This is a genomic window from Candidatus Eisenbacteria bacterium, from assembly GCA_005893275.1.
Taxonomy (GTDB): domain Bacteria; phylum Eisenbacteria; class RBG-16-71-46; order SZUA-252; family SZUA-252; genus WS-7.
On record VBOW01000013.1, the window covers coordinates 15934 to 40226 of the forward strand.

At 66.7% G+C, this 24293-nt stretch carries 21 protein-coding genes; 17 read left to right on the plus strand and 4 right to left on the minus strand.

Annotated features, from left to right (window positions below; translation table 11 throughout):
* The first annotated feature begins 291 nt into the window (after window positions 1–291).
* Complete coding sequence (locus tag E6K76_00855) at window positions 292–1581, plus strand: hypothetical protein (protein TMQ60575.1); 1290 nt, start codon at window positions 292–294, stop codon at window positions 1579–1581.
* Here the strand turns inward: E6K76_00855 and E6K76_00860 are convergent.
* Both E6K76_00860 and E6K76_00865 read right to left on the minus strand, forming a co-directional pair.
* The gene (locus E6K76_00860) at window positions 1578–3257 is read right to left on the minus strand and encodes an FHA domain-containing protein (GenBank protein TMQ60576.1); all 1680 of its coding nucleotides are present in this window, start codon (window positions 3255–3257) and stop codon (window positions 1578–1580) included. The two genes, E6K76_00855 and E6K76_00860, sit on opposite strands and share 4 nt — an antisense overlap.
* A 45-nt stretch (window positions 3258–3302) precedes the next feature.
* Window positions 3303–4499 carry a DUF1698 domain-containing protein gene (locus E6K76_00865; GenBank protein ID TMQ60577.1) on the minus strand — a complete coding sequence of 399 codons (1197 nt, stop codon included), beginning with the start codon at window positions 4497–4499 and terminating at the stop codon, window positions 3303–3305.
* 177 nt (window positions 4500–4676) lie between these two features.
* On the opposite strand from E6K76_00865, the gene fusA reads away from it, so the two are divergent.
* From fusA to E6K76_00945, 16 genes are all read left to right on the plus strand, one after another.
* Window positions 4677–6767 carry an elongation factor G gene (gene fusA / locus E6K76_00870; GenBank protein ID TMQ60578.1) on the plus strand — a complete coding sequence of 697 codons (2091 nt, stop codon included), beginning with the start codon at window positions 4677–4679 and terminating at the stop codon, window positions 6765–6767.
* A 19-nt stretch (window positions 6768–6786) separates the two neighbouring features.
* Entirely contained in the window at window positions 6787–9000 is a 2214-nt protein-coding gene (locus E6K76_00875; GenBank protein ID TMQ60579.1) for a hypothetical protein, read from the plus strand.
* A 69-nt stretch (window positions 9001–9069) separates the two neighbouring features.
* Complete coding sequence (locus tag E6K76_00880; protein ID TMQ60580.1) at window positions 9070–9822, plus strand: YebC/PmpR family DNA-binding transcriptional regulator; 753 nt, start codon at window positions 9070–9072, stop codon at window positions 9820–9822.
* Window positions 9752–10381, plus strand: a complete 630-nt coding sequence (gene ruvC / locus E6K76_00885; GenBank protein TMQ60581.1) for a crossover junction endodeoxyribonuclease RuvC — start codon at window positions 9752–9754, stop codon at window positions 10379–10381. The genes E6K76_00880 and ruvC overlap by 71 nt, the downstream gene beginning before the upstream one ends.
* The gene (gene ruvA / locus E6K76_00890; protein ID TMQ60582.1) at window positions 10378–10986 is read left to right on the plus strand and encodes a Holliday junction branch migration protein RuvA; all 609 of its coding nucleotides are present in this window, start codon (window positions 10378–10380) and stop codon (window positions 10984–10986) included. Before ruvC ends, ruvA begins: the two co-directional genes overlap by 4 nt.
* Before the next feature lie 28 nt (window positions 10987–11014).
* Window positions 11015–12064, plus strand: a complete 1050-nt coding sequence (gene ruvB, locus E6K76_00895; protein ID TMQ60583.1) for a Holliday junction branch migration DNA helicase RuvB — start codon at window positions 11015–11017, stop codon at window positions 12062–12064.
* Window positions 12065–12077: 13 nt separating this feature from the next.
* The gene (queA, locus tag E6K76_00900; protein ID TMQ60710.1) at window positions 12078–13172 is read left to right on the plus strand and encodes a tRNA preQ1(34) S-adenosylmethionine ribosyltransferase-isomerase QueA; all 1095 of its coding nucleotides are present in this window, start codon (window positions 12078–12080) and stop codon (window positions 13170–13172) included.
* A 430-nt stretch (window positions 13173–13602) separates the two neighbouring features.
* The gene (locus E6K76_00905; protein ID TMQ60584.1) at window positions 13603–13911 is read left to right on the plus strand and encodes a hypothetical protein; all 309 of its coding nucleotides are present in this window, start codon (window positions 13603–13605) and stop codon (window positions 13909–13911) included.
* Window positions 13908–14258 carry a flagellar biosynthetic protein FliO gene (locus E6K76_00910; GenBank protein ID TMQ60585.1) on the plus strand — a complete coding sequence of 117 codons (351 nt, stop codon included), beginning with the start codon at window positions 13908–13910 and terminating at the stop codon, window positions 14256–14258. The genes E6K76_00905 and E6K76_00910 overlap by 4 nt, the downstream gene beginning before the upstream one ends.
* 84 nt (window positions 14259–14342) lie before the next feature.
* The gene (locus E6K76_00915) at window positions 14343–15407 is read left to right on the plus strand and encodes a MinD/ParA family protein (protein TMQ60586.1); all 1065 of its coding nucleotides are present in this window, start codon (window positions 14343–14345) and stop codon (window positions 15405–15407) included.
* Between the two features lie 23 nt (window positions 15408–15430).
* Window positions 15431–16447 carry a FliA/WhiG family RNA polymerase sigma factor gene (locus E6K76_00920; GenBank protein ID TMQ60587.1) on the plus strand — a complete coding sequence of 339 codons (1017 nt, stop codon included), beginning with the start codon at window positions 15431–15433 and terminating at the stop codon, window positions 16445–16447.
* 4 nt (window positions 16448–16451) lie between these two features.
* A complete protein-coding gene (locus tag E6K76_00925; GenBank protein ID TMQ60588.1) occupies window positions 16452–17357 on the plus strand; it encodes an HDOD domain-containing protein in 906 nt (301 codons plus the stop codon).
* The gene (locus E6K76_00930) at window positions 17354–17704 is read left to right on the plus strand and encodes a hypothetical protein (protein TMQ60589.1); all 351 of its coding nucleotides are present in this window, start codon (window positions 17354–17356) and stop codon (window positions 17702–17704) included. The genes E6K76_00925 and E6K76_00930 overlap by 4 nt, the downstream gene beginning before the upstream one ends.
* A gap of 34 nt (window positions 17705–17738) precedes the next feature.
* Window positions 17739–18992: a GGDEF domain-containing protein gene (locus E6K76_00935; GenBank protein TMQ60590.1), complete on the plus strand. Its 1254-nt coding sequence runs from the start codon at window positions 17739–17741 to the stop codon at window positions 18990–18992.
* Window positions 18967–20862 carry a response regulator gene (locus E6K76_00940; GenBank protein TMQ60591.1) on the plus strand — a complete coding sequence of 632 codons (1896 nt, stop codon included), beginning with the start codon at window positions 18967–18969 and terminating at the stop codon, window positions 20860–20862. The genes E6K76_00935 and E6K76_00940 overlap by 26 nt, the downstream gene beginning before the upstream one ends.
* A gap of 51 nt (window positions 20863–20913) precedes the next feature.
* Window positions 20914–22023, plus strand: a complete 1110-nt coding sequence (locus E6K76_00945; GenBank protein ID TMQ60592.1) for a UDP-N-acetylglucosamine 2-epimerase (non-hydrolyzing) — start codon at window positions 20914–20916, stop codon at window positions 22021–22023.
* A gap of 22 nt (window positions 22024–22045) precedes the next feature.
* Here E6K76_00945 and E6K76_00950 read toward each other — a convergent pair whose 3' ends face one another.
* Both E6K76_00950 and E6K76_00955 read right to left on the minus strand, forming a co-directional pair.
* Window positions 22046–22864, minus strand: coding sequence for a hypothetical protein (locus E6K76_00950; GenBank protein ID TMQ60593.1), 819 nt, complete (start codon window positions 22862–22864; stop codon window positions 22046–22048).
* A gap of 1 nt (window position 22865) precedes the next feature.
* The gene (locus tag E6K76_00955) at window positions 22866–23918 is read right to left on the minus strand and encodes a hypothetical protein (protein ID TMQ60594.1); all 1053 of its coding nucleotides are present in this window, start codon (window positions 23916–23918) and stop codon (window positions 22866–22868) included.
* Window positions 23919–24293: the final 375 nt, after the last annotated feature.

Genomic DNA, 24293 nt, shown 5'->3' on the forward strand with positions numbered 1-24293 from the left:
GCCGGAAGCTCACCGGGGATCCGCCACGTAATACCGAACCGTACGTACCGGGTACGGCGCGGGCCAATCCCGGCATGCAGCTTGTCCGGGTCCCACCCCCCGTCACCTTGGGCGGATTTGTAACCCCATCAGCCGCCGAATCTTCTCTGAATCGCTCGAAGCCGAGCCCATAAGCTCAAGCCTGGCATAGAGGTTGCGAAACTATTGGGGGATATGGTCCCCCCCGACCGTGCTTCATTCATGCCGATGAGCCGCCGGACTGTGCCCGCCGCCCGCGCGGGAGCGCTTCCTATGGCGGTCTGCTCGTTCATGGTTTTGATCATGCTCGGCGCGCCAGCGGCGGCCGCTGCCCCGCCAGCCGTGGCGGGGGACTCGATCCAGGTAGCCACCACGACGCCTCCCGCGGCGGGGACGGCGGAAAAGGGATCGGCCGTCGAAGCTCCTCATTCAGCGCCCGCGCCTTCGCCGCCCCCAAGCGCTCCGCCGGACTCCATCGTTGCCGGAACCGCTGTCAAGGATTCGGCGGGCGCGGCACCTGCCGGCGGCGGTGCCCAGGCCAAGGATGCGCCGCAGGTCGAGCACACGGATGCCGAGGCCGCCCCCCCGGGGAAAACGCCCGAAGCCGCGATCATCCCGGCGGCCGCGGGAAGCCTGCCCGAATCCGCGGCCAAGCCACCGAAGGCGAACACCAACGGGCCGGGGGTGAAGGCGCGCCCCAAGGGCGGGACACACCCCGTCGCGGTTCAGGGCCTGAAGAGCGCGCCCAAGACCCCCGCGGTCGCGAGATCCACGCCTTCCCGGCTGCCTCCGACAAACGGAGCCGCCCCGAGCGTGGTCCTTCCGCACGATGGACCTTCCGAATCGGATCGGGTCAGCGCCGAGCTGGAACGCACCGATCGATTCGTCGGTCGGGCGCAGCGCTCGTTCCTCATCTCCAAGAATGCCCGCGCCATGAAGCTGTTTACCTCGGCGATTGATTTCCAGTCGGATTCACGCGACGCCTACAAGGTGCGTCAGTACGCTCGCGCGGAGCGCCTGACCCTCGCGGCGCGGGATTTCGCGGACCGCGCTTCGCGCATGGTGGGTCCGCCACGAGAGGATCCCGACTACGTCGAGCACATCATGAGGCGCACCGACGACGCGCTGGAGCGGACGAAGGACGTGCTGAGGAATGGCGCCGGCCGCGACGCCTGGCATCGCCACGACGAGTTGAGGAGCGAGCAGAAGGAGGCATGGAAGACCTTCAAGGGCGGCGAGATCGGACTGGCCTACAAACAAACGCTTGACGTTCGTGAGGGGGTCCTCGCCCTTCTCCGGCAGCTCCAGGACCTTCCGGTTCCGCGCGAGACGGCCGAGAAGGCCATCGGCGGGGCGCAAGCGGCGCTCGAGCAGGCCAACAAGGAGCTGGGACCGAAGCCCAACGTCGAAGCTGTGCGCCTTGTCCGGCTCGCGAGCGAGTACCTCGCGAAGGCGCGCCAGTCCTTCCAGCGTGGGAGCTATCGCTCGGCGCTCCTCCAGGCGAAGGTGGTCGAGCGCCACGCGGAGCACGCGGTGGACGTCGGCCGGCCGCGGTCGAGTTAGTCGCGGCGAATCACCGCGACCGTGACGTCGTCGCCGGGTTTCCCTTCGCTCGAGAATTCACGGACAGCGCGGATCAGCGATTCGACCAGCCGCTCCGGCGCGAGCGTCCGGTTCTTCTGCAGAAACGACGCAAGGCGATCCTCGCCGAACTCCTCCCCCGAATCGTCTCTCGCTTCGGTCACGCCGTCGCTGTAAAGCACGAGGATGTCCTCGGGAGCCATGCGCATGGTGGCCGACTCGTAACTCGCGTCCGGGAACATGCCCAGCAGGAGACCTCCGACCGATAGCTTCTCCGTTTCTCCGGAAGCACGGACGAGGAAGGGGGGATTGTGCCCCGCGTTCACGTAGCAGATCTCCCCGTTCGAGCAATCGATCGCGATCAGCACGAGCGTAATGAAACGCTCTCCCCGTACGGCGTGGTGGATCGAGCGGTTGAGCCGCGTCATCACGGTCGGCAGCTCCCGCTCGGATTCGACGTGCGCGCGGACGCTCGCGTGAAGGTTGGTCATCAGGAGCGCCGCGGGCATCCCCTTGCCAGCCACGTCTCCCAGGCCGACGGTGAGCCAGGAGCCTCCGCTGTCGATGAAATCGAAATAGTCACCCCCCACGTCCGAGGAAGGGATGTTCTTCCCCGCGACGCGGTAGGGAGAACGATGGAGCGGCTCCGTCGGGAGGAGCGACTGCTGGATGTTCGCGGCTCGCTTCAGCTCCTCTTCCATCTGCTTCCTGTGCTGCAGGGCCTCGAACGATTTGGTCTCGAGAATCTTCACCGCCGCGAGGTGGCCGATGTGGGTGAGGATGAGGAGATCCGTGTGCTCGAACGGAATCGGCGCGGCGATGTTGTCGACGTAGAGGACGCCGAGGACGTCGTCCTCGTGCCAGAGCGGAACGCACATCGCCGAGTGGATCCTCTGGCGGATGACGCTCTGCTGCTCTTTGAAGCGTACGTCGCTTTGGGCGTCGCTCGTGAGAATCGCGGTGCGGTCGTCGATCGCGCGGCGGGCGATGCTCCGGCTGACGAGAATCTCCTGCCCCACGGTCCGGCCGCGCTGCTTGGTGGCCTTGGGGATCAGCTCCTGGCCGTCCTCTCCGCGCAGGACCAGCACGGTCCGATCGGAGCGAAGAACATCCGAGGTCAGGTCCACGATGAACTGAAACAGCTCGGCCATCGGCTTGTGCGCGAGGAGCGCCGGGCCCAACCGTTCCATGCCCTCGAAAAACTGGGCCATGCGCTGCGGTGACGCGCCGGTCGCCGCGATCGCCTTGATGTTCGTGCCGGTTTGGGAGGCGCCCACGAGATCCGCGAGAGGCACGGCCTGAACCAGGCCCGGCGCCTTCGTGTCGGCCACGCGCGCGGAGGTCCCCGGATCCGGCTCGGGGGCGAACTGGATCTGGCACGGGCCGATCTCGATCCGGTCCCCCGGATTCAGCCGCGATAGCCCCTGGATCAGGCTCCCGTTCACCTTCGTCCCGTTTTTGCTCTTCAGATCCTGGATCCAGTAGTCTCCCTCCCGGAGGACGATCTCCGCGTGCCTCCGGGAAACCGCGGAATCGTTGACGACGATTCTGTTCTCGGGTGCGCGGCCGAGCGGGAAGGGGCCTTCCCCCTGGATGCGGACGAGCTCATGCTCGCGGCCCGGGACGCGGATCACAAGGGATGGGCCGGATTGGCTCATGATCGGGTGGCTCGAAAGACGAGGCGCATGGCCCGTCCCGAGCTCCTAGTCCGCTCTGGACGCCGGCGTAGGAAGCGCGGAAACAGCGTCCGGAGCGGCCGAGGATGAAGGCATCTGCGCCCGCGGGCCGCCGGTTCCTTCCCCGCCGGCCCGCCGCATCTGCGCGACCGCTTCGTTCACGGGCACTCGGGTGAAAACCCCGAATTTGCGTTCTACCCCTGTCCCCGAGGTCTCGCCGAGCAGGGTAAAGTGACGAAGCCCCGTGTTGCGACAAATGAGGTCGATCTCCTCGGAGGCGCGCGACCCGCTTTCCCAAATCAGGGCATGTCCGACGAGGGCCTCCAGCTGCTCGACGAGAGTGCGGGCGGGGCCCTGGAGATCGGGCGAAGGTTTCGGGGGAAGGAAGTGCCAGAAGACGGTCAGCCCGAGAACCACGTCGAATCGGCGCGTCCTGGGGTAGGACTCGAACGGTCCCTGCCACAACTCGACATCGAGCCCATACATCTGCCTCAAGCTCGCTGCGACCTCGAAATGCTGCGCGTCGCTTTCGACTCCGACCGCGTCGAAGCCCTGCCGAGCCAGGTGAAAGGAGTAGTAGCCGATGTTGCAGCCGACATCCAAGACCGAGGGTCGGCCGCGGATCGGGCCCAGGAATCCTCGAATGAGGTCGAGGCGATCGGTCCCTTTGCGGCTGGACTTCCGGCGGCGGAACAGCTCGTGATCGATCGGAGTGTAGAACGACTTGCGCTTCTGCCGCGCCACGGCGCGCATCAGCGGCTCCGTTGGGCGGGCGGACCAGCGTGAGGCGGCGTCGGGACGCAACCCCGCGCGGATCCAGCTCTTTCCCTGAACTTTGTACACGCAGCAGCGCAGGTGTCCGTCCTCGAGGATGAGCCGGTCGCGGTCGTACCATCCGACCGTCGGGGGCGGCTGCATCCAACCCCGCGCGTAGCGACGAATGCGCCGGGCCACCTCCTCCTCCCAGACACGGCGGTCCGCGGGGCCGTTTCCAGTCTGGCCGGCGCTGGTCCGCGCGTACTCCCAGTAGGCGTCGAGTCCCCCCCGGCGCTGAAGCACGGCTCGTACGGCGCTCATGTGCGGCTCGAGGTTCACGAGCGGGACTTCGGACCACGGGGCGGAAGCTGCTGGGAACGGTCCCGAGAAGATCAAGTCGAGCGGAACCTTGTACACGGTGGGCCGGATTGAATTCGCCATGCCCATTGAGTGTGGCGGTGCCGACACCGAAGTTCTACTCAAAAGAAAACGGCTTCTCCAAGCGGGCGGAGAATCGCTAGGCTGTCGAAGGGAGCCGCTTCCCGCGGCTCCGGCCGCTTGCGATCGGCGTAGCGATGTGGTATTCTCGTAAGCTAGGTAGGCGCTTGATCTTACTCCAGTTAACCACACGTACGAGGCAATCCAGTGAAGGACCTCCAACCCTCCAGCATTCGTAACATCGCGCTCGTCTCTCCCCACGGAGCAGGGAAGACCTCCCTGGCCGAATCACTCCTCTTTCGCACCAAGACGACCACCCGCCACGGAAAGGTGGAGGAAGGGACGACCGCCCTCGATACGTCTCCCGAGGAAGTCCATCGCAAGATTTCGATCAGTCTTGGCATCGCTCCGATCGAATGGCGCGAGACGAAGATCAACCTCATCGATACGCCCGGTTACGCCGACTTCGTCGGGGAGATGGTCGCCGGCCTCCGCGCCGCCGATGCCGCCGTCTTTTGCATCAAGGCGTCGGCCGGGATCGAGGCGGGGAGCGAATCGGTCTGGGACCGCGTCGAGGAGCGCCGATGCCCGGCGCTTTGCCTCGTCACGCAGATGGAACGAGAGCACGCCGGCTTCTCCAAGGCGCTCGAAAACGCCTCGCGGCGGCTGGGGAAGAGGTTCGTCGCGACCGCCTGGCCGATCGGGGAGGGGGATACGTTTCGGGGCCTTGTGGACCTCGTCTCGATGAAGGCCTACCTATTCGAGAAGGACGGATCCGCCAAGGAGGCCCCGATCCCGCCTGAAATCGAGGCCGAGGCGCAAAAGGCGCGCAACGCCCTCGTCGACGCGGCCGCGGAAGCCGACGACTCCCTCCTGGAGAAGTTCCTCGGCGGCGAAGAGCTTTCCGTCGAGGAGGTGCGCCGAGGGGTCCGCGGCGGGCTGCTCAAGAAGAGCTTCGTGCCGGCGCTTCCGGTGGCGGCGTATCCGATGATGGGAATCGACCACGTGCTGGACACCTTCGCCTGGCTCATGCCCTCGCCCTTGGACTGCGGGCCGGTTGCCGGGACGAAGCCGGGGACCGACGAGAAGGTCGAATGTAAGCCCGAGCCGGGCGCGCATCTCGCGGCGCTCATCTTCAAGACGAGCAGCGAGACTCACGCGGGGGATCTCTCGATGATCCGGGTGCTCGCGGGAACGCTCTCGCCCGGCAAGGAAGTCTGGAACGCGAGCGCGCAACGCGCGGAGAAGATCGGCCAGCTCTTTTTCGTGCTCGGCAAAGAGCGAAAGGACGCCGGGCAGATCATCGCCGGCGACATCGGCGCGGCCGTCAAGCTCCGCGAGAGCCACACCGGACAGACGCTCTGCGACAAGAGCGCGACCATACTGCTCCCGCCGATTCCTTTCCCGCATCACGAGCTGGAGGTGGCGATCTTCGTGAAGAACAAGGCGGACGAGGAGAAAATGGGATCCGGCCTGCACAAGCTTCGCGAGGAGGACCCGACGCTGCACGTCCACGTCGATTCCTCGCTTCACCAGACTCTCCTTCAGGGCACCGGCGATTTGCAGGTCGATGTGGTCGTCGAAAAGCTCCAGCGCCGGTTCGGTGTCCACGTCGACCTCATGAAGCCGCGCATCCCCTACCGGGAAACGATCCGGAGGTCGGTGAGCAAGCAAGGTCGCCATAAGAAACAGACCGGCGGCCGGGGGCAATTCGGCGACGTCCACGTGCGGCTCGAGCCGTTGAAGCCGGGCTCGGGTTTCGAATTCGTCGACGAGGTCGTCGGGGGCGCCGTGCCGAGAAACTACATCCCCGCCGTGGAGAAGGGGATCGTGGAGGCGATGCAGGAGGGGGTTCTCGCGGGGTATCCGGTCGTGGACGTGCGGGCCGCCCTCTACGACGGCTCCTACCACACGGTCGATTCGTCCGAAATGGCGTTCAAGATCGCCGGGTCGCTCGCCTTCAAGGAGGGCGCGAGAGAGGCCGGCCCCGTTCTCCTCGAGCCGATCGTGGAGATCGAGGTGCACGTCCCCAAGGAGTTCGTCGGCGCCGTCACCGGGGACCTTTCCTCCAAGCGCGGGAAAATACTCGGGATGGGCGCCGACGGGCGCTACGACGTCATCCGCGCCCACGTCCCGCAGGCGGAGCTCTACAAGTACTCCACCCATCTTCGTTCCCTCACGCAAGGACGCGCTTCACACAAGACCAAGTTCTCCCATTACGAGGAGATCCCGCGCGAAATCGCGGAGAAGGTCGTCAGCCAAGCCCGTGCCGAAAAAGAGGCCATGGCGTCCGCCTGAGGCGGCCCAAGGAGCGTTCATGCGCCGCATCGCGCCCTCGCGCCCGCCCATCCAGCCTCTGCTCCTCGCCGCGATGGTCGGGTTCGCCCCCCTTGCGTCCCGCACGGCCGAGGACCCGCACGCCCGGTACGCGCCGCCCGCGGCGCGCAGCGCCCACGTCATCACCCCGGCCGCCGCCGCCCGCCTCGAGCAGAGCGAGCGCGCCGCCCTCTGGGTCTATTTCACGGACAAGGGCGAAACCGGCGCGCGCGAGTTCGCCGGGGCGGTGCGCCAGGCCGGCGCGCGCGTGACCGATCGCGCCCGTTCGCGCCGCGCCCGTGAGACGCGGGGGCGCTTCGTGCCGGACTACTATGACGTGCCGGTGTCGCCGCGCTATCTCGACGCGGTGCGATCCACCGGCGCCCTGGTCCGCCACGCCTCCCGATGGCTTAACGCCGTGAGCGTCGAGGCGGACGGGGCCGCGGCGAGGCGGATCGCGACGCTCCCCTTCGTGCGGTCGATCGAGCCGGTCGCCTATTCGAAGCGGGTCGCGCCGGTTGGCCCGGTCTTCCCGATGAAGCTTGAGCCCGCCCCGTCGATTCCCGAAAGGGGGCAGAGCTCGGGAATTCCTACCGGCCCGAAGCCCGGGCAGGCGCCCGCGCTCGATCCTCCCGCGGGGTACGGCAGCTCCATCACCCAGCTCAGCGGGATCAACGCCAAGGCGGCTCAGGATTCCGGGTATACGGCCGCGGGCGTCCTGGTCGCGATGCTCGACACCGGATTCAACAAGGCGCACAACGCGACCGTGCAGCTCAAGCGGGTCGCGGAGTACGATTTCGTCTTCCACGACGGGGAGACCGCGAACCAGGGGAACGACGTCGCCGCGGCCTGGGATCACGGCACCGGCACGTGGTCGGTGCTCGGGGGCTACTACCCGAACAACCTGATCGGCCCGGCGTACAACGCCTCCTTTCTCCTCGCGAAAACAGAGGACGTGCGGACCGAGACCCCGATCGAGGAGGACAACTGGATGGCCGCCGTCGAGTGGGCGGACAGCATCGGGGCGGATGTCATCTCATCGTCGCTCGCGTACTTCGCGTTCGACAACGCAGCCGATAACCACACCTACAGCCAGCTGGACGGCAGGACGACCACCGTCACGAAAGCGGCGGCGCTCGCCGCGCGGCGTGGGATCGTGGTGGCGAATGCGATGGCCAACTCGGGACCTTTGAACGGCTCGCTCCAGGCGCCGGCGGACGCGGACAGCATCCTCTCGACCGGCGCGGTGGACGCGAGCGACGTGATCGCGGGTTTTTCGAGCCGGGGACCGACGGCCGACGGCCGTGGGAAGCCCGAGGTTGTGGCGCAGGGGGTGAACACCACCTGGGCGGTGGCCAGCAGCACCACGCTCGTCGCGACCGCGAGCGGCACATCGCTCGCGACCCCCCTCATCGGCGGCGCGGCGGCCCAGGTCCGCGAGGCGCACCCCGAGTGGACCGTGCAGGAGATCCGGTACGCGCTCAAGGTCACCGCGGACAAGGCCGGCACGCCCGACAGCACGACCTACGGCTGGGGAAGGCCCAACGTGGTCGCCGCCATCTACAGCTCGCCCCTGGGCGGTCCCGTGTACCCCAAGCCCTTCAACCTGACCTTTCCCGTGAACAACGGGGTCGTGACGTCGCCCCCGTTCGTTTTCCGCTGGAGAGGGACGGTGGATCCTAACGGGGACGCGCTGACGTATCGGATCAAGATCTTGAAAGCACCCTCGGATTCCTCCGTCTTCGACGCGATGACGACCGACACCTCGATCACCTTCCCGGGCTACCTCGGGCCTAGCACGACCTACCGCTGGTATGTGAATGCCAACGATCCGGCGGGTCACCCCCGCGAGAGCCGTGACCGCTTCACGTTCGTCACCAGCTCGACCACCGGCGTCGAGCTCTCTCCGCCGGCGGCGGGCGTCGTTCTCTATCCCAACCGGCCGAACCCGCTCCGGTCCTCGACCATGATCCCCTTCGGCATCGCGGCCTCGTCCCAGGGCGCCGTGGCCCGCGTTACCCTGAGAATCTTCGACGCCGCCGGGCGTCTTGTGCGCACGCTGCTGGACAACGAGGCGACCGCCCTCCCGGTGGCCCGATTCGAGGCATGGGACGGGTTGGATGAGAAGGGGCGACGCGTGGGCTCGGGAATCTATTATTATCGCCTCACCGCGGCAGGGAAGGATCTCTCCCGCCGGATGGTCGTGTTGCGCTGAGCCACGGATGGTCGGTCCCCTGATTCCCTGATCGCGCCTCCGATTCGGGGGCGGTCGCGAGGTCGAGCCGTGTCGGGTCATTCGAAGTGGAGCACCATCAAGCGGAAGAAGGGCGCTACCGACGCCAAGCGCGGGAAGGTCTTCACCAAGTACATCAAGGAAATCACGGTCGCGGCGAGAGCGGGGGGCGGCGACCCGGGCAGCAACCCTCGGCTTCGGACGGCCATCGCCGGCGCCAAGTCGGTAAACATGCCCGCCGAGAACATCGACCGGGCGGTCAAGAAAGGCACCGGCGAGCTGCCCGGCGTCTCGTACGAGGAGGTCACGTACGAGGGGTACGGACCGGGCGGGATCGCGATCTTGATCGAGGCTCTGACCGACAACCGCAATCGGACGACCGGCGAGATCCGTCACATCCTCACAAAGAGCGGCGGCCGGATGGCGGAGGCCGGCAGCGTGCAGTGGATGTTCCACCAGAAGGGCGCAATCGCGATCCCGAAGTCCGCGGCCGATGAGGAGACCGTGCTCAACGTCGTGTTGGACGCAGGGGCGGAGGATGCGAGCACGGACGATCCCGACGTTTACGAGATCACCACCCCGCCCCAAGCCTTCGAGGCGGTGAAGGCGGCGCTCCAAGCGAAGAACGTCCCCGTGCAATCGGCCGAGCTGGCCAAGGTGCCCCAGACCACGATCACGCTCAGCGAGAGGGACGCCGAGCAGGCCTTGAAGCTCATGGAGGCTCTCGAGGACAATGACGACGTCCAGCGGGTCTCGTCCAATCTCGACATCACGGACGAGGTCCTCTCCCGCATCCAAGCCTAGCGCCCCCGGCGGCGCGGGCGGCCCCACGGTCCGGGGGGCCGACCCCGGGCCGGGCGCCACGCTCATCCTCGGCGTGGATCCCGGCAGCCGGGTGACCGGCTACGGTTTCATCATCCACGAGCGGGGCGTCGCCCGATGCGAGCGGTCGGGGGTCATCGCCCCGCGCGTGAGCCTCTCCTTTCCCGACCGCCTCCTCGCGATCCACGACGCCCTCGAAGCGCTTCTGGCCGACATGCACCCGACCGAGGTGGCCGTCGAGAGCGCGTTCGTGCGGAAGAGCGCCGCGGCCGCCCTTCAGATCGGGCATGTGCGCGGGGTGGTGATCGTCGCCGCGCGGAGAAGCGGCGCCGAGGTTTTCGAGTACACCGCGCCGGAGGTCAAGATGGCGGTCGTGCGCAACGGGGGCGCCCAGAAAGCGCAGGTCGCGTTCATGGTTCGCAGGCTCCTGCCGGGGCTCGTGAAGCTCAAAGAAGACGAGGCCGACGCGCTCGCCGTCGCGCTCTGCCACATGCACCGCGGCCGGGCCCGGGCGCTCGGGATCGCGGCGGGGGCTTCGTGATCGCGGCGGTCCACGGCCCCCTCGTCGCCAAGATGCCGACCGCGGCCCTCGTGCAGGTCGGCGGCGTCACGCTCAAGCTTCAGATCTCGGTTTCATGCTTCGAGACCTTGCCGGCGGCAGGGCGCGAAGTCCATCTCCTCACGTATCTCCACGTCCGCGAGGACGCGCTTCAGCTTTTTGGCTTCACGGACGAGCAGGAGCGGAGCCTCTTCGAAAGCCTCATCTCCATTTCGGGCATCGGTCCGAGGCTCGCGATCGGCATCCTGAGCGGCGCGACGGCCGCCAGGCTCCGCGAAGGGATCGAGGCGGGGGACACCGAGTTCCTCGTGACCCTCCCCGGCGTGGGAAAGAAGCTCGCCCAGAGGCTCGTCGTCGAGCTTCGCGAGAAATTCGCGCCCGGAGTCCCTGCGAAGGCGCCGATGGCCTCCGGCGCCCCCGGCGCGCTCCACGTGGGCACGGGTGGAGACGCCGCGGCGGCGCTCGTTTCGCTCGGCTTCACCCGCCTGCAGGCGCAGAGCGCGGTGAACGAGGCCCTGCAAGAGTTGGGGGCCGACGCTTCGGTCGAGGAGGTCATCCGGAAGGCTTTGCGCCAGGGTGCGCGCTGATGGGAAGCTCGCGAGGGATGCCGGGGAAATGAAAGAGCACGAGCGGATCACCGATCCGGAGCCGGTCGGCAACGAGCGCGATCTCGACCGCACGCTGAGGCCGCAATCGCTCGATGAGTTCGTCGGGCAGGAATCGCTCCGCGAGCAGCTTCGAATCGCGGTCGAGGCCGCGCGCGGACGCGGCGAGGCGCTCGATCATCTGCTCTTCCACGGCCCGCCCGGGTTGGGGAAGACCACCCTGGCCTCGATCCTCGCCCACGAGATGCGCGTTCCCATCGTCCAGACCTCCGGCCCCGTTCTCGAGCGCGCGGCCGACCTCGCGGGGCTCCTGACGAATCTCGAGGAGCGGGCGGTGCTCTTCATCGACGAGATTCACCGGATGAACCCGGTCGTCGAAGAGTACCTTTATCCCGCGATCGAGGACTTCCGTCTGGATATCATGATCGATCGGGGGCCGAGCGCCCGCTCGGTGCGCATCGACTTGAAGCGCTTCTCCCTGATCGGCGCGACCACGAGGACGGGGCTCTTGAGCGCCCCCTTGCGCGGTCGCTTCGGCATGACCGCGCGGCTCGACTACTACTCCACGGAAGAGCTGGCCCGGATCATCACGCGGTCGGCGAAGCTCCTCGGCGTGCCGGTGGATGAAGCCGGCGCGCGCGAGCTGGCCTCGCGCTCGCGCGGGACGCCGCGCGTCGGGAACCGCCTCCTCCGCCGCGTTCGCGACTTTGCCGAGACGCGCGCGCAGGGGAAGATCACGGCCAAGGTCGCGCGCGACGCCCTGGCGCTTCTCGAGGTGGACGAGCGCGGGCTGGACGATATGGACCGGCGGATGCTCGAGGCGATCGTGGTCAAGTACCAGGGCGGCCCGGTCGGCCTGTCGACGATCGCGGTCGTGGTCGGAGAAGAGCCGGACACCTTGGAGGACGTTTACGAGCCCTACCTGATCCAGGAGGGGTTCTTGAAGCGGACCGCGCGGGGGCGTGAGGCTACCGACCTCGCGTTCGTGCACCTCGGGATCGCGCCTCCCAAGCGCGCCCAGGCCGCGGATCCGGAATCACCGCAGAGCACCCTCTTCTAGAGTCCGGATTCCCCTGAACGCGCCGCACCGGCCCAAGACATCCGACTTTCACTACCACCTGCCCAAGGACCGCATCGCGCAGCACCCCACCCCCTCGCGCGATGGGTCTCGCTTGATGGGTCTCGACCGCGCGACCGGAGCGATCCGGCATCATTCGTTCCGCGAGCTGCCCTCCCTCTTGAATCGAGAGGATCTCCTCATCGTGAACGATACGCGCGTCCTTCCCGCGCGTCTCTTCGCGAAGGTGACCGGCGGCGCGGGCGCGGCGGCGCCGCGCGACCTCGAAGTCGAGGTGCTGCTCCTTCGCCAGGAGCCCGCCCACCCCTCCGAGCGCGTCTGGTCCGCCTTGGCCAGGCCGGCCAAGGCGCTCCGGCCCGGCGCCTCGCTTCAGTTCACGGATCCCTCGTATCGCGGCCGGGTTCTCGGGCTTGGGGAGCGCGGCGTGCGCCATGTCGCGTTCACGGCGGCGGACGCCGAGGCCCCCGCGTTCGAGGCCTGGCTGACGCGCGTGGGACACGTGCCGCTTCCGCCCTACATCGATCGTCCCGACGAACCGGAAGACCGGGAGCGCTACCAGACGATCTTTGCGCGCGAGCCGGGTTCGGTCGCGGCGCCCACGGCGGCGCTCCATTTCACCGACGAGACCCTGGTCGCGCTGCGGGAGCGCGGGGTCGAGATCGCCTTCGTCACCCTGCACGTCGGCTCGGGGACATTCCGGCCGGTCGCTGCGGAGCATCCCGAGGGGCATGCGCTTGATCCCGAGCCCTACCGCATTCCGCCGGAGACCGTCGCCGCCCTTCGAAAGAGTCGCGCGCTCGGCGGACGCGTGGTCGCGGTCGGGACGACCTGCGTGCGGGCGCTCGAGTCTTGGGCGCGGGACGGCGAGCCCGGTGAGGGGGCGTGGCGCGACACGGGGCTCTTCATCTTTCCCCCGTTCGAGTTCCGCGTCGTGAGCGGCATGGTCACGAACTTCCATCTGCCGCGCTCGAGCCTCCTCATGCTCGTCTGTGCCCTCGCCGGGCTCGACCGGGTCCTCCACGCCTACGAGGTCGCGATCGCGGAGGGGTACCGCTTCTATTCCTACGGCGATGCAATGTTCGTGATCTAGCGGGTGGTTTCGTTCTGCACGGTCGCTCGCATTTCGCTCAAGTTTCTGCCGGACCTGCCGATCAAGCGGGGGCTGTCCCCGCCCTACCTCAGCTTCCTGAACCCATTCTGATTTAGCATCTTACGATGTTTGCCGTGGCTCTGTGCGCGGCCGGCACGGGCGTTGCCTTTTGCCTGCGTGAGAGCGCGTCTCGCCGCCGAGGCATCGAGGCTCGGGGTCCGGACGCGCGGGGATGTTTCGGGGGAGGACGAGGACAAGGAGGGGCCCATGTCTCGCACCAAGCCACGCCGCAAGCAGTCGGACCGAAACCGGAGAGAGGCACCCGCGCTCCGTGACGCGCGGGTCATGGAAGAGATCAAGAACCGGCGCTACCTCGCCTTCGTTCGCGCGATCGTGAACGGGGCCTACGCCCGCGCCGCGCGATAGAACGATGTCACGCCTCCTCAGCCATGCCGAGATCGAAGCGCTCCTCGCCAGCGGCCCCATGGTGCCGGCTCCGACGGAGCGGCTCCGGATCGTGATCGAGGCCGGACGCGCCGAGATCCCGTTCGGAGCGTTGCCCTCCCTCACACCCGGCACGCTTCTGCCGCTGGATGGAGCCCCGGGCGACCCGGTCCAGGTCGTCGCGAACGGAACGACGATCGCCCATGGACACCTCGTCGCGAGCGAGGGACGCCTGTGCGTGCGCATCGAGACGCTCGCGAAGCCGGGATCCGCGGTGGAGAGGGATCCGCGATGAACGCCTACTTCGTGTACGCGATCGCGGCGTTCGCAGCCTCGGCGACGCTCCTTGGGGCGATCCGCTTCTTTGGCCGCCGCTCGGACGACGCGCGGGACGGAGAGACCTTCCCGGAGCCGCCGCGCATCGAGGTCCTGAGCCGTACGGCCGTCGGATCCGGGCGTTCCCTGGTGCTCGTCCAATTCGAGGGGCGACGCATCCTGCTCGGCCTCACCCGGGGGCAGTGGACCGCGCTCGCCGATCTGGGGCGAGCCCCCCAGAGCCAGGATCCCGCTTCGACCATCGACGCCGAGTTGAACCGAGCCCTGAAGGCGGACCGCCTACGCCGAGGACGGAGAAGCTCGTGAGGGCGGGTTCAACCCGAGCACGCGGCGCCGCCGGACGGATTCTTTGCGGTCGCCCGCCCGTCGCCGCAGATCTGGCCGCGTGGAATGGGACGCGTCAGAGCTCAATCCTCATGGATTCAGGGGCTTATCTCCACGGCACAACGCTTGCTCGATAGACCAGCCATGCCACGCGAACCAGGGGAACTCAGGCTCATGACGAGCGAAGGAACCGCGAACGGAGCGGCGAAACGCCGCGCCCGCGCACGGAGCGCGAAGAACGCGCGACCGGAAGGCAAGGCGCCCCGGACGCCGGCCGCGGCGCGCAAGCAAGCGGAGCCGCCGCCCGAATCGCGTCCCCGCCGGAAGGTGCTCGCGGTCACGAGCGGCAAAGGAGGCGTCGGCAAGACGAATATCGCGACGAACCTCGCGATCGCGCTCGCGCGGCAGGGAGTGCGCGTGCTCGTGCTGGACGGCGACTTCGGTCTTGCGAACGTCGATCTCCTTCTGGGAATCGCCCCTCAGTACGACCTTCAGGACCTGGTCCTGGGAGACCGAGCGATCGAGGACATCGTCCTGGAAGGGCCGGACGGGATCCGGATCGTTCCCGCCAGCAGCGGGGTCGAGGAGCTCGCGAACCTGGACGAATACCGAACGGAGTGCGTGCTCCGGTCGCTCGCGAACGTCGAAGAGGACGTGGACATGATCCTGATCGACGCGCCTTCCGGAATCGGCGCGCACGCCGTCTCGCTCTCTCAAGCCGCGGACCAAATCATCGTCGTGACCACGCCCGAGCCGACCGCCTTTTCGGATGCGTATGCCATGATCAAGGTGCTCTCTCAACGCCCGCTCAAGTGCACGCCCGCCCTGCTCGTGAACCAGGCGAACTCCGAGGACGAGGCGCTCGAAGTCTCCCGCCGCGTGCAATCGGTGGCGAAGCGCTTTCTCAATCTCGATATCGAGTACTGGGGCTTCGTCCTGGCCGACGAATCCGTCCCCAAGTCGGTCGTGCGCCAGGAGCCCTTTCTCTCGACCTATCCCTATTCACCCGCGTCGAGCTGCATCTACCGGCTCGCCGGCCGCGTCCTGGGGCAAACCCCGAAGAGAAAAGGGCAGCCGGTCTCCGGGCCCCAGGGGCCCGTGACCCCGGACGAAGTGCCGGAGGGGGTCTAGGCGATGCGTGAGCTGATCAAGAAATGGACCACCATCGCGGCCGCCGCGGTCACGGTGACCGTGATCGGGACGGAGTGGATGTCCGGCACGCCGTGGCCCCTCCTCACCCTGCGCGCGGGGCTCGCCCTCGGGATCATCGTCCTGGCCGGATGGGGCGCTGGCCTAGTTCTCATGCGCACGGCGCTGCGGCGCTACTACGAACAATGGCGGATGGCTCAGGCCGAATCGCGGCCGCGGTCGGAACCCTAGGCGGGAGGCTCACGATCATGTCATCCAGCTCCTCCGTGCTCCATCGACTGCAGGGCCATGCCCCGCGCTCCAAGAACCGCAAGGAGCGCAAGAAGGAAGCCGCGCTCAGCAAGTACGCGCCGCTCGTGAAGTACGTCGTGGACCGGCTCGCCCTCCATCTGCCGAAATCGGTGGAGCGGGACGATCTGATCTCGGCCGCGATCATCGGGCTCTTCGACGCGCTCGAGAAATACGATTCATCCAAGGGAACCAAGTTCGAGACCTACGCCATCTGGAGGATCCGGGGCGCGATCCTGGACGAGCTGAGGTCCCTCGACTGGGCATCGCGCTCGATACGCCGGAAGGCGCGAAACGTCGAGGAGGTGGCGCGCGACCTGGGCCAGCGCCTGGGAAGGGCCGCGACGGAGGAGGAGGTTGCGGACGCGCTCAACTTGAGCCCGACCGAGCTGTCCCGGCTCCTGGACGAGGTCCACGGCACGGCGCTTCTCTCCCTGTCGAAATCGGTGTCCGGGGACGAGGACCAGGACTACATCCAGCTCGAGGACATCGTCGACGACCCCACCCATAAGGACGCGCTGGAGGTCATGGAGACCGACGAAGCGCGGGAGGTCCTTCTCGACACCATCGACCACCTGCCCGAACAGCAGAGGCTGGTGGTCGCCCTGTACTACTACGAGGAAATGACGCTGAAAGAGATCGGAGAAGCGCTCCACATCTCCGAGTCCCGCGTCTCCCAGATCCACACACGCGCCGTGAAGACCTTGAAGGCGCGTCTCGGGCGGGTGCTCTAGTCCGATGAAGACCGCCGACCTGAAATCCATGGACCGCGTGCATCTGAAAAAGGTGACGGAGGCGATGGTCGCCCTGCCGACCCTCCCCTTGGTCGCCTCCAGGCTGCTCGAATCGATCGCGGATCCGGATGCGGCTTCCTCCGAGGAGATCGGCGCGGTCATCGCGCTGGATCCTTCGCTCACCGCGCGGACGCTTAAGCTCGCCAATTCCGACTTCTACGGATTCCCGCGGAAGGTCGGCACCGTGGACCTGGCCGTGGTCGTCCTGGGGCGGGATACGATCCGCGACCTCGTCCTGAGCGCCGCGGTGTTCCAGACGCTCGACCCGACGTGGCGAACGCTGACGGGCCTGTGGAGCCATTCGCTCGCGTGCGGCGTGGCGGCGCGCGCCCTGGCCGACCGGTGCCGCTACCGGCTCGACGGCGAGGCCTTCGCGGCCGGCGTGCTCCACGACATCGGCAAGGTCGCGCTTCGTCAGAACTACCCCGAGCGATTCGAAGCCGCGATGGCGCTCGTGAGGGACCAGGGGATTTCCATGGTGGAAGCCGAGCGCGGGGTTCTGGGCTCGGACCACGCCGAAGTGGGGGGCTGGCTGGCGGAGCGTTGGGGACTGCCCGACGATCTCGTGGAAGCCATCGCCTGCCACCATCGGCCCGAGCAGGCGCGGCTCAACCAGGAGCTGACGTCGCTCGTTCACATCGCCGACTCCCTCGCCGGGCGGACCGGAAACTCTTGGCCGCTCGAGGGGAAGAACGGTGAGATCTCGGTGTACGCCTGGGAGTGCGTTGAGCCGGGTGCTGCGGAGCGCGAGGCGCTGCTCGAAGACCTCGTCCCGTTCATCCGGCGCGCCGTGGAGCGGGAGCAGGAGCTCTTCCGCCACTTCCGCGACCCGCAGGAGGCAGAGACATGACGGTTGCCGCAACGAAACGCCGGGGGCGCACCTTCGAGATCCGCGTGCGGTTCGAGCCGGGACTCGGGGCTTCGCTCTACGCATCGCTCAAGTCGGGGGAGGTGGCGCCGCTCACCGTGACGCGCATCCTCGGTCGGGGCCGCACGCTCCTTCGCTTCCACGGATACACGCTGATGGCGAACGGCGCGCCGGACTGGAAGCCGGGGGAAACCTTCCCGGTCTATGTGAAGCATCTCGGCCCCCCGCTCGTGCTCGCGCGGGTGGGCGACCGGACTCAAGAAGGTTCGTCATCCGTGACCACGGTCGATTCGGCCGTGGTGCCCGGATACGAGGAGCGGCCGAGCTAGCCCAAGGCGCGTCGGGGCGTCCAAGGAGGGGGTTATGAAGCAGCGTAATGGAGCGGGGTCGAAGCGTCTCGTCGAGGCTACCCAGCGGTTCATCCGGTCCGAGCAGAAGCTCCTCGAGGTCCTGTTCGCCCGCCGGATCTTGCGCAAGGCCGATTGCGAGCATTTCGCGAAGGATCTCGATCTCTCCGCGTCGAAGAAGCGCTCCTCGGATGTTTTCGGGAGCGCGATCGCGATCAACAAGAAGCTGATGGCCGCTCTGTCGGGCTCGAAGGCCGGCGCGCGCGCCGCCAAGGCCACGGCGATCGACGTCCTCTACGAGATGAGCCGGGTCGTTCAGACGGTCGAGGATCCCCCGGAGGCGCTCCGGCAGATGCTTGTCCGCATGCGCGAGGGAATCGCGTTCGAGAACGCCACGCTGTTCGTCACCGACCGCGCGACGGGGAAGCTCGAGCCGGTCGCGACCGTGGGCGAGCCGATCGATCTCATCGGTCATGTCAACTTCGATCGTGGAAGGGGTTTCTCCTCGTGGGTCGCGCAGCAGCGGAAGCCGGTCCTCCTGAACGACCTTCACCGCGAAGGAGGGACGAGCGCCCCTTCGGTCCGCTCGTTCCTCTCGGTGCCGATCGTGCTCCAGGGTGAATCGATGGGAGTCATCAACCTCAGTCACTCGCGCCCCGAGGCCTTCGATGAGGAAAGCCAGAAGCTCCTGTCGCTCATGGGCCACCAGATCGCGGGCGTGGTGAATCGCGTGATCCTGCGCCGGGAAATGGAGCGCCTCCAGACGACCGACGATCTCACGTCGCTCTACAACAAGCGTCACTTCGACCTGAGCCTCGGGGCCGAGATCGAAAAGGCGAGGCGGTACGGACACACGCTTTCGGTCATGGTGCTCGACATCGACAATTTCAAAGCCTTGAACGAGCGGCACGGCCAGCCGGTCGGGAACGAAGTGCTTTCCGATTTCGGCAAACTATTGAAAAAGTTCGCCCGCACCACGGATTGCGTCGCCCGCTATTCGGGGGAGGAATTCATGATCATGCTGCCGCATACCGACGCGAAGGAAGCGAAGTGCGCGGCGGAGCGGCTCCGGTCCATCGTGGAGTCGCATTCGTTCCCCCGCCGGAAGCGGCTCACCGTGAGCGTGGGAATCGCCACGTTCCCCGTGGATGCGAACGAGCCGACCGCGCTCATCGTCCGGGCGGACCAGGCCCTCTACCAGTCGCGGCGCGGCACGCTGAAGCCGGTGCCGGCTCCGGCGTTCGATGCGGAAGCGAACACGATCAACTGAGGTCGCTGAAACGCGAGCCATGACCCAGAACCCTCCCCAGAGTGAGGGAAAGGCCGCGCCCGTTCCGGCGGACGCCCCCGCGGAGAGCCCGGCGGCGTCCCGGGTCCGGCCGCGCGAGTCTGGGCTTGCCGAGGAGCCGCGCCCGCAACCCCGAATCCTCGTGGTCGATGACGAACCCCACGTCGTCCAGATCTTCCAGGACCTCCTGGCCCAGCGGGGGTACGAGGTAGTCTCGAGCACCGACGGCGACGACGCCATCGTGAAGGTGACGGCCGGCCGCTTCGATCTCGTGCTGACCGACATCAACCTTCCCGGGGTCGACGGGCTCGAGGTGGTCCGCGCGGCCAAGGCCGCCGACAAAGATACCTGCGTCATTCTGATCACGGGATATGCCTCCACCACGACGGCGATCGATGCGCTCCGTCAGGGTGCCTACGACTACATCACGAAGCCCTTCGATCTTTGGGAGACCGCGAAGGCGATCGAGCGCGGTCTCGAGAGCCGGTTCCTCGTGATCGAAAACCGCCGCCTCGTTACGATTCTCGAGGAGGCGAACGACGAGCTTCAACGGCACGAGGAGATCCTGAGCCGCCTGGTGAAGGAAGCGACGAGACGGATTACCTCGCTCTACGAGGCCGGCAAGGAGATCAGCACGAGCCTGAACCGGCAGGCAACGCTCGCGGTCATCGTGAACCAGGTGTCGAGGCTCGCGAACGCGGAATCGAGCCTCGTCTTCCTCTACGATACCGAGGCGGGAGAATATGTCGCCGAGGCGGGCGCGGGCGCGGGCGCGGGCGTTCCCCAGGAACGCCTCAGGGATTTCCGTTTTGGGATCGGCGTCGGCCTCCACGGACAGGCGGTGCGCAACGCCTCCCCGGTGCGCTGCGCCAACGTCGGCCAGACCGTGGGCGTCGAGCCGTTCCTCTCGGAGCTCGAGGTTTCCTCCGTGCTCGTCGTTCCACTGCGCTCGAACGAGGCCGTCTTCGGCACGATCACCGCCCTCAACTGGGGCGGGCGCGCGTTCACGCCCGACGATCAGGAGGTCCTCACGATGTTCGCGAGCCAGGCGTCGATCGCGGTCACGAACGCCATCCTCTATGAGCGGACGAAGGAGCTGGACCGCATGAAGTCGGAGTTCGTGGCGGTCGTTTCGCACGAGGTGCGCACGCCGCTCACGTCGATCAAGGGGTCCCTGGAGCTTCTGGGGGACGAACGTTTCCACGTGCTCCCCCCTCCCCAACGGGAGCTTCTGAGCATCTGCCAGGCGAACGCGGAGCGGCTGATCAGCCTGATCAACGACATCCTCGACTTTTCGAAGCTCGAGTCCTCCAAGCTCTCTCTCAACTTCGAGAGCGTCGCGGTCGGCAAGATCGTGCCGGAGGCGGTGGACCATATTCGAAACCTCGCCGCGATGAAGGGAGTCGCGATCGACGTCCACGTGGAGGGCTCCGCGGGCGTGATCGAGGCAGACCCGATGCGCGTGGCGCAGGTGATCACGAATCTTCTCGGAAACGCGATCAAGTTCTCGCCCGAGAAGAGCAAGATCGAGGTCTGGGTGCGCGGGACCGAGAGCGAGGTCATTGTCGACGTGAGGGATCACGGCAAAGGAATCACCCAGCGCGACATGAGCCGGCTTTTCCAGCGCTTCGCCCAGCTCGACTCCTCCACCACTCGGAAAGCGGGCGGCACCGGACTCGGGCTTGTCATCTCGAAGGGCATCGTCGAGCAGCACGGCGGAAAGATTTGGGCCGAGTCGAGCATGGGTAAGGGCTCGACCTTCTCGTTCTCACTCCCGCGCACAAGGGAGACGAGCGCGTCCTCCGCGGAAGACTCCGCCGGGGAAGGCGCGCGCGATCTGATCGCGCCCTAGGGCGTCCCCGGGCTATTGACTTAGCCCGCCTCCCATACGACATTCCGACGCGTGAAGACCGTCCTCAGCGTCTTCGGCACGCGCCCCGAAGCCATCAAGATGGCGCCGGTCTTGAAATCCTTGGCCGGCGAACGGGATATCCGGTCCCTCACTTGTGTCACCGCCCAGCACCGCGAGATGCTCGACCAGGTGCTGAGCCTCTTCTCGATCCGTCCCGACGAAGACCTCGATTTGATGCGCGACGGGCAGTCGCTCGCCGAAATCACGACGCGGGCCTTGACCGAGCTCGAGGGCCACCTTGCGCGCGTGAAGCCCGATCTCCTCCTGGTGCAGGGAGACACCACGACCACGATGGCGGCTTCGATCGCGGCCTTCTACGCGCGCGTTCCGGTCGGACACATCGAGGCGGGTCTCCGCACGGGGAATCCCGGGTATCCTTTTCCGGAGGAGGTGAATCGGAGGATCACGTCCGTGCTCGCACGCCATCACTTCGCGCCCACCGAGCGCGCGCGGCGGAACCTCCTTGCGGAGGGGGTGGCGGACGATTGCATCGTGGTGACCGGAAACACCGTCATCGACGCGCTGCTGGACGTGGTGGGGATGAAGCCTTCGCGCGCCCCCAAGCTCCCGCTACGCGGCATTCGGATGGTCCTCGTCACGGCGCACCGACGCGAAAACTTCGGCCCTCCGCTGCTTGAGATCACGGGGGCGATTCGCGATCTCGCGGGCAGCTATCCCGACGTCGATCTCGTTTACCCGGTGCATCGGAACCCGAACGTCGATCGGCCCGTCCGGAAGGAGCTTTCCCACGTGCCCGGCGTCCACCTGATCGACCCGCTCGAGTACAAGGCATTCGCGGACCTCATGGCGGAGTCGTATCTCATTCTCACTGATTCCGGCGGCATCCAAGAGGAAGCACCGTCGCTCGGGAAGCCGGTCCTCGTTCTGCGGGATGAGACGGAGCGGCCGGAGGCGGTCGAGGCGGGCACCGTCAAGCTCGTGGGCCCACACCGGGCGGCGATCGTATCGGCAGCGAAGGAGCTGCTGGACTCGAAGGACGCGTACGCGAGCATGGCGCGCGCCGTGAATCCCTACGGGGACGGAAAAGCGTCCGGGCGTATTGTGGGGCGCATACGGGCGGCGCTCGGGCTTTATCGCTGAGCCGTGGCCAGGGCGGCCGGACCTACCGCTGAGGTCCGGCTCCCACGCCGGCGCCCATGAACCTCAGCCCCACCCACCGCAGCTGATCCAAGCCGAACTTCGCGTCCTCGGCTGCCTCTTCGTCCTGGGAGCCCACCGTCTCCTCGAACGCGGCGAGCGCGTGCTCGAATTGGCGCATGCCGGAAGCCTCGCCGAGCAGGTGGCGCCCGATCCCCCTGTAGCCATAGTAGAGGATGACGCCGAAATCGCCTCCGGGCCTGATGTAGCCGTCCGGCTTGGTGGCGGGCGCCGCGACCGCCTGGAGGGCGAGCCCGAGGGCGGCCTCGAACCCGGACAGAGCTTCCACAAGGTTTCCCAACGATAGCTGGTGCATTCCCGCCGCCCAGTAGGCCATCCCGCGGCGATCGGGCGGTTTCCCCAGCTCCTGGCGCCACACGATGCAGTCGTACGCCGCACGGAGTCCTGCCTCGAAATGGCGTCGCTCGCGGAGCGAATCATCGCCCGGCCAGCACTCGGCGAGGTCCGCGGCGAGGTTATACGAAAGCCGGTTCGCGAAATCGATGCACTCGCGGGCCTCGTCGGTGTCGGACCTCGCCCGGGCCAGCTCCGCTTGCCGGAGCCCCTCGGCGATACCCACGCGCGCGATCCGGATTACATCGTCGAGGCTCCGCTTCGCGTCGCTCCGCTCCGGGAGAGCCCGCCTCACGAGGCCGTGGAGCTTCCGCCTCTGCTCGGGATCCGCGGTCCCTTGGATGAAGGAGACGACTCTGCCCGCGCCGCCCTCTTCGAAGAGGGTGCTAAGCTGGTCGAGGGCCCGCTCGTCTTCGTCTTTCGGCGTCACTTCAGTTACAGTCCCACGCCCCGTTGATCCTCTTGGCGATCGCGCCCGTTCCGCTCCCCGCACACGGAGTAGCCTTCGTGCAGTCCGAGCAATAAATGATTGTCCCGTTTGGGCTCCCTGAGAGAACGTTACCCAGATTGGCGAACGTGCTGCCGGTGGAATGGATCGCACCTTCAACCTTGAGATTTCCAGCTCCAGTTCCGGAGCCACCGACCTCGAGGCGGTAGTAGCTGGACGGCGCTACGGCATCCCCACAACGAACACCTGGGGTACCGCTGATGCCGGTGAAAACGGCGGCGCTCAGCCCGTTCGGGCTAATGATCACCCTGGGCGTGTTCACATCGGCGATGAAGAAGTTGTTTTTATTATCCTTCTGGAACATCGGATAGGTGGTCCACGGGAAAGCATTAGATCGCCAATGTATCTGGCCTCTGGGCGCCAACGAGATAATCGGCCCCGCCCAAGTTGTCGTGTCACCCGCCGCGTACATGAGCGATTCGAGGATCGCCAGTGTGAAGCCCCCGGCGTTAAGCGAGGGCGAATAGTAGCGGACGTTCTTGAAATTAACCCAGTTGAGAAAACTCGGGTCCTGGTCCGCGCCCATGTCCATGCGTTTCTGCAGACCACTCTGTAGGGTGTCTCGTGAAGTGTACCAAGACATGTACGATGTCGGATTTCCGCCGTTGACTCCGGCGGCGGTGATCGAGCCATAGGCACGGTAACCGAGATTCGGCGGGTTCCTTGCCAGCCATGAGATTTGGGTCCGGCCGTCATTCACCTTCGGTCGCAGCCCCAGCGTCGGATCGTTTGGATTACTGGCCTTTGAAATGACTTCGAGCGTGGCGCGGCCGTCTGGTGCCGGTCCACGGGCGATCGTCCAGGCCCCCTGCGACTTCATCAGGACGACGACGCTATCGCCAGGCGTGCCGATGTCGATCCCTGAGCATCCGGCGTTGATCTGGATGATCCCCGAAGTTCCGACATAGCTAAGAGCAGAGCTGTATCCGGCCTGATCTCCAGAAAAGTAGCGGACGACGAAATCCCCGTTCTTCATGGCCCATAACGCACAACTGCCAGAGCAACCTAGAGCGCTACCAAACCAAACGCTTGCTGCCATCGGTACAATGAGAATTCGTAGTTGCATTCCTCCTCCCCTTCCAATACCGGCTTGTCCCCGGCCACCCACTCTGCCCGGGGATTTTCCATTTCGTGGTGTAACGAAGGCTCCGGTGGTGGAACCGCGTTTTCATCTGGTATGAAACGTGGAGGTGAAACGAAATCGCATCGTCGAACCGACCATCCGCAGCGCAGCGGGGGCACTCAATTGTCCTCACGAAGCAGACAATCCGTCACAAGCCCGTCAAGGCAGTTTGGGGTTAGGTGACCCGACCGTCAATCTCCAAACGGTAGCGTCGTTCGAAATCTCCTC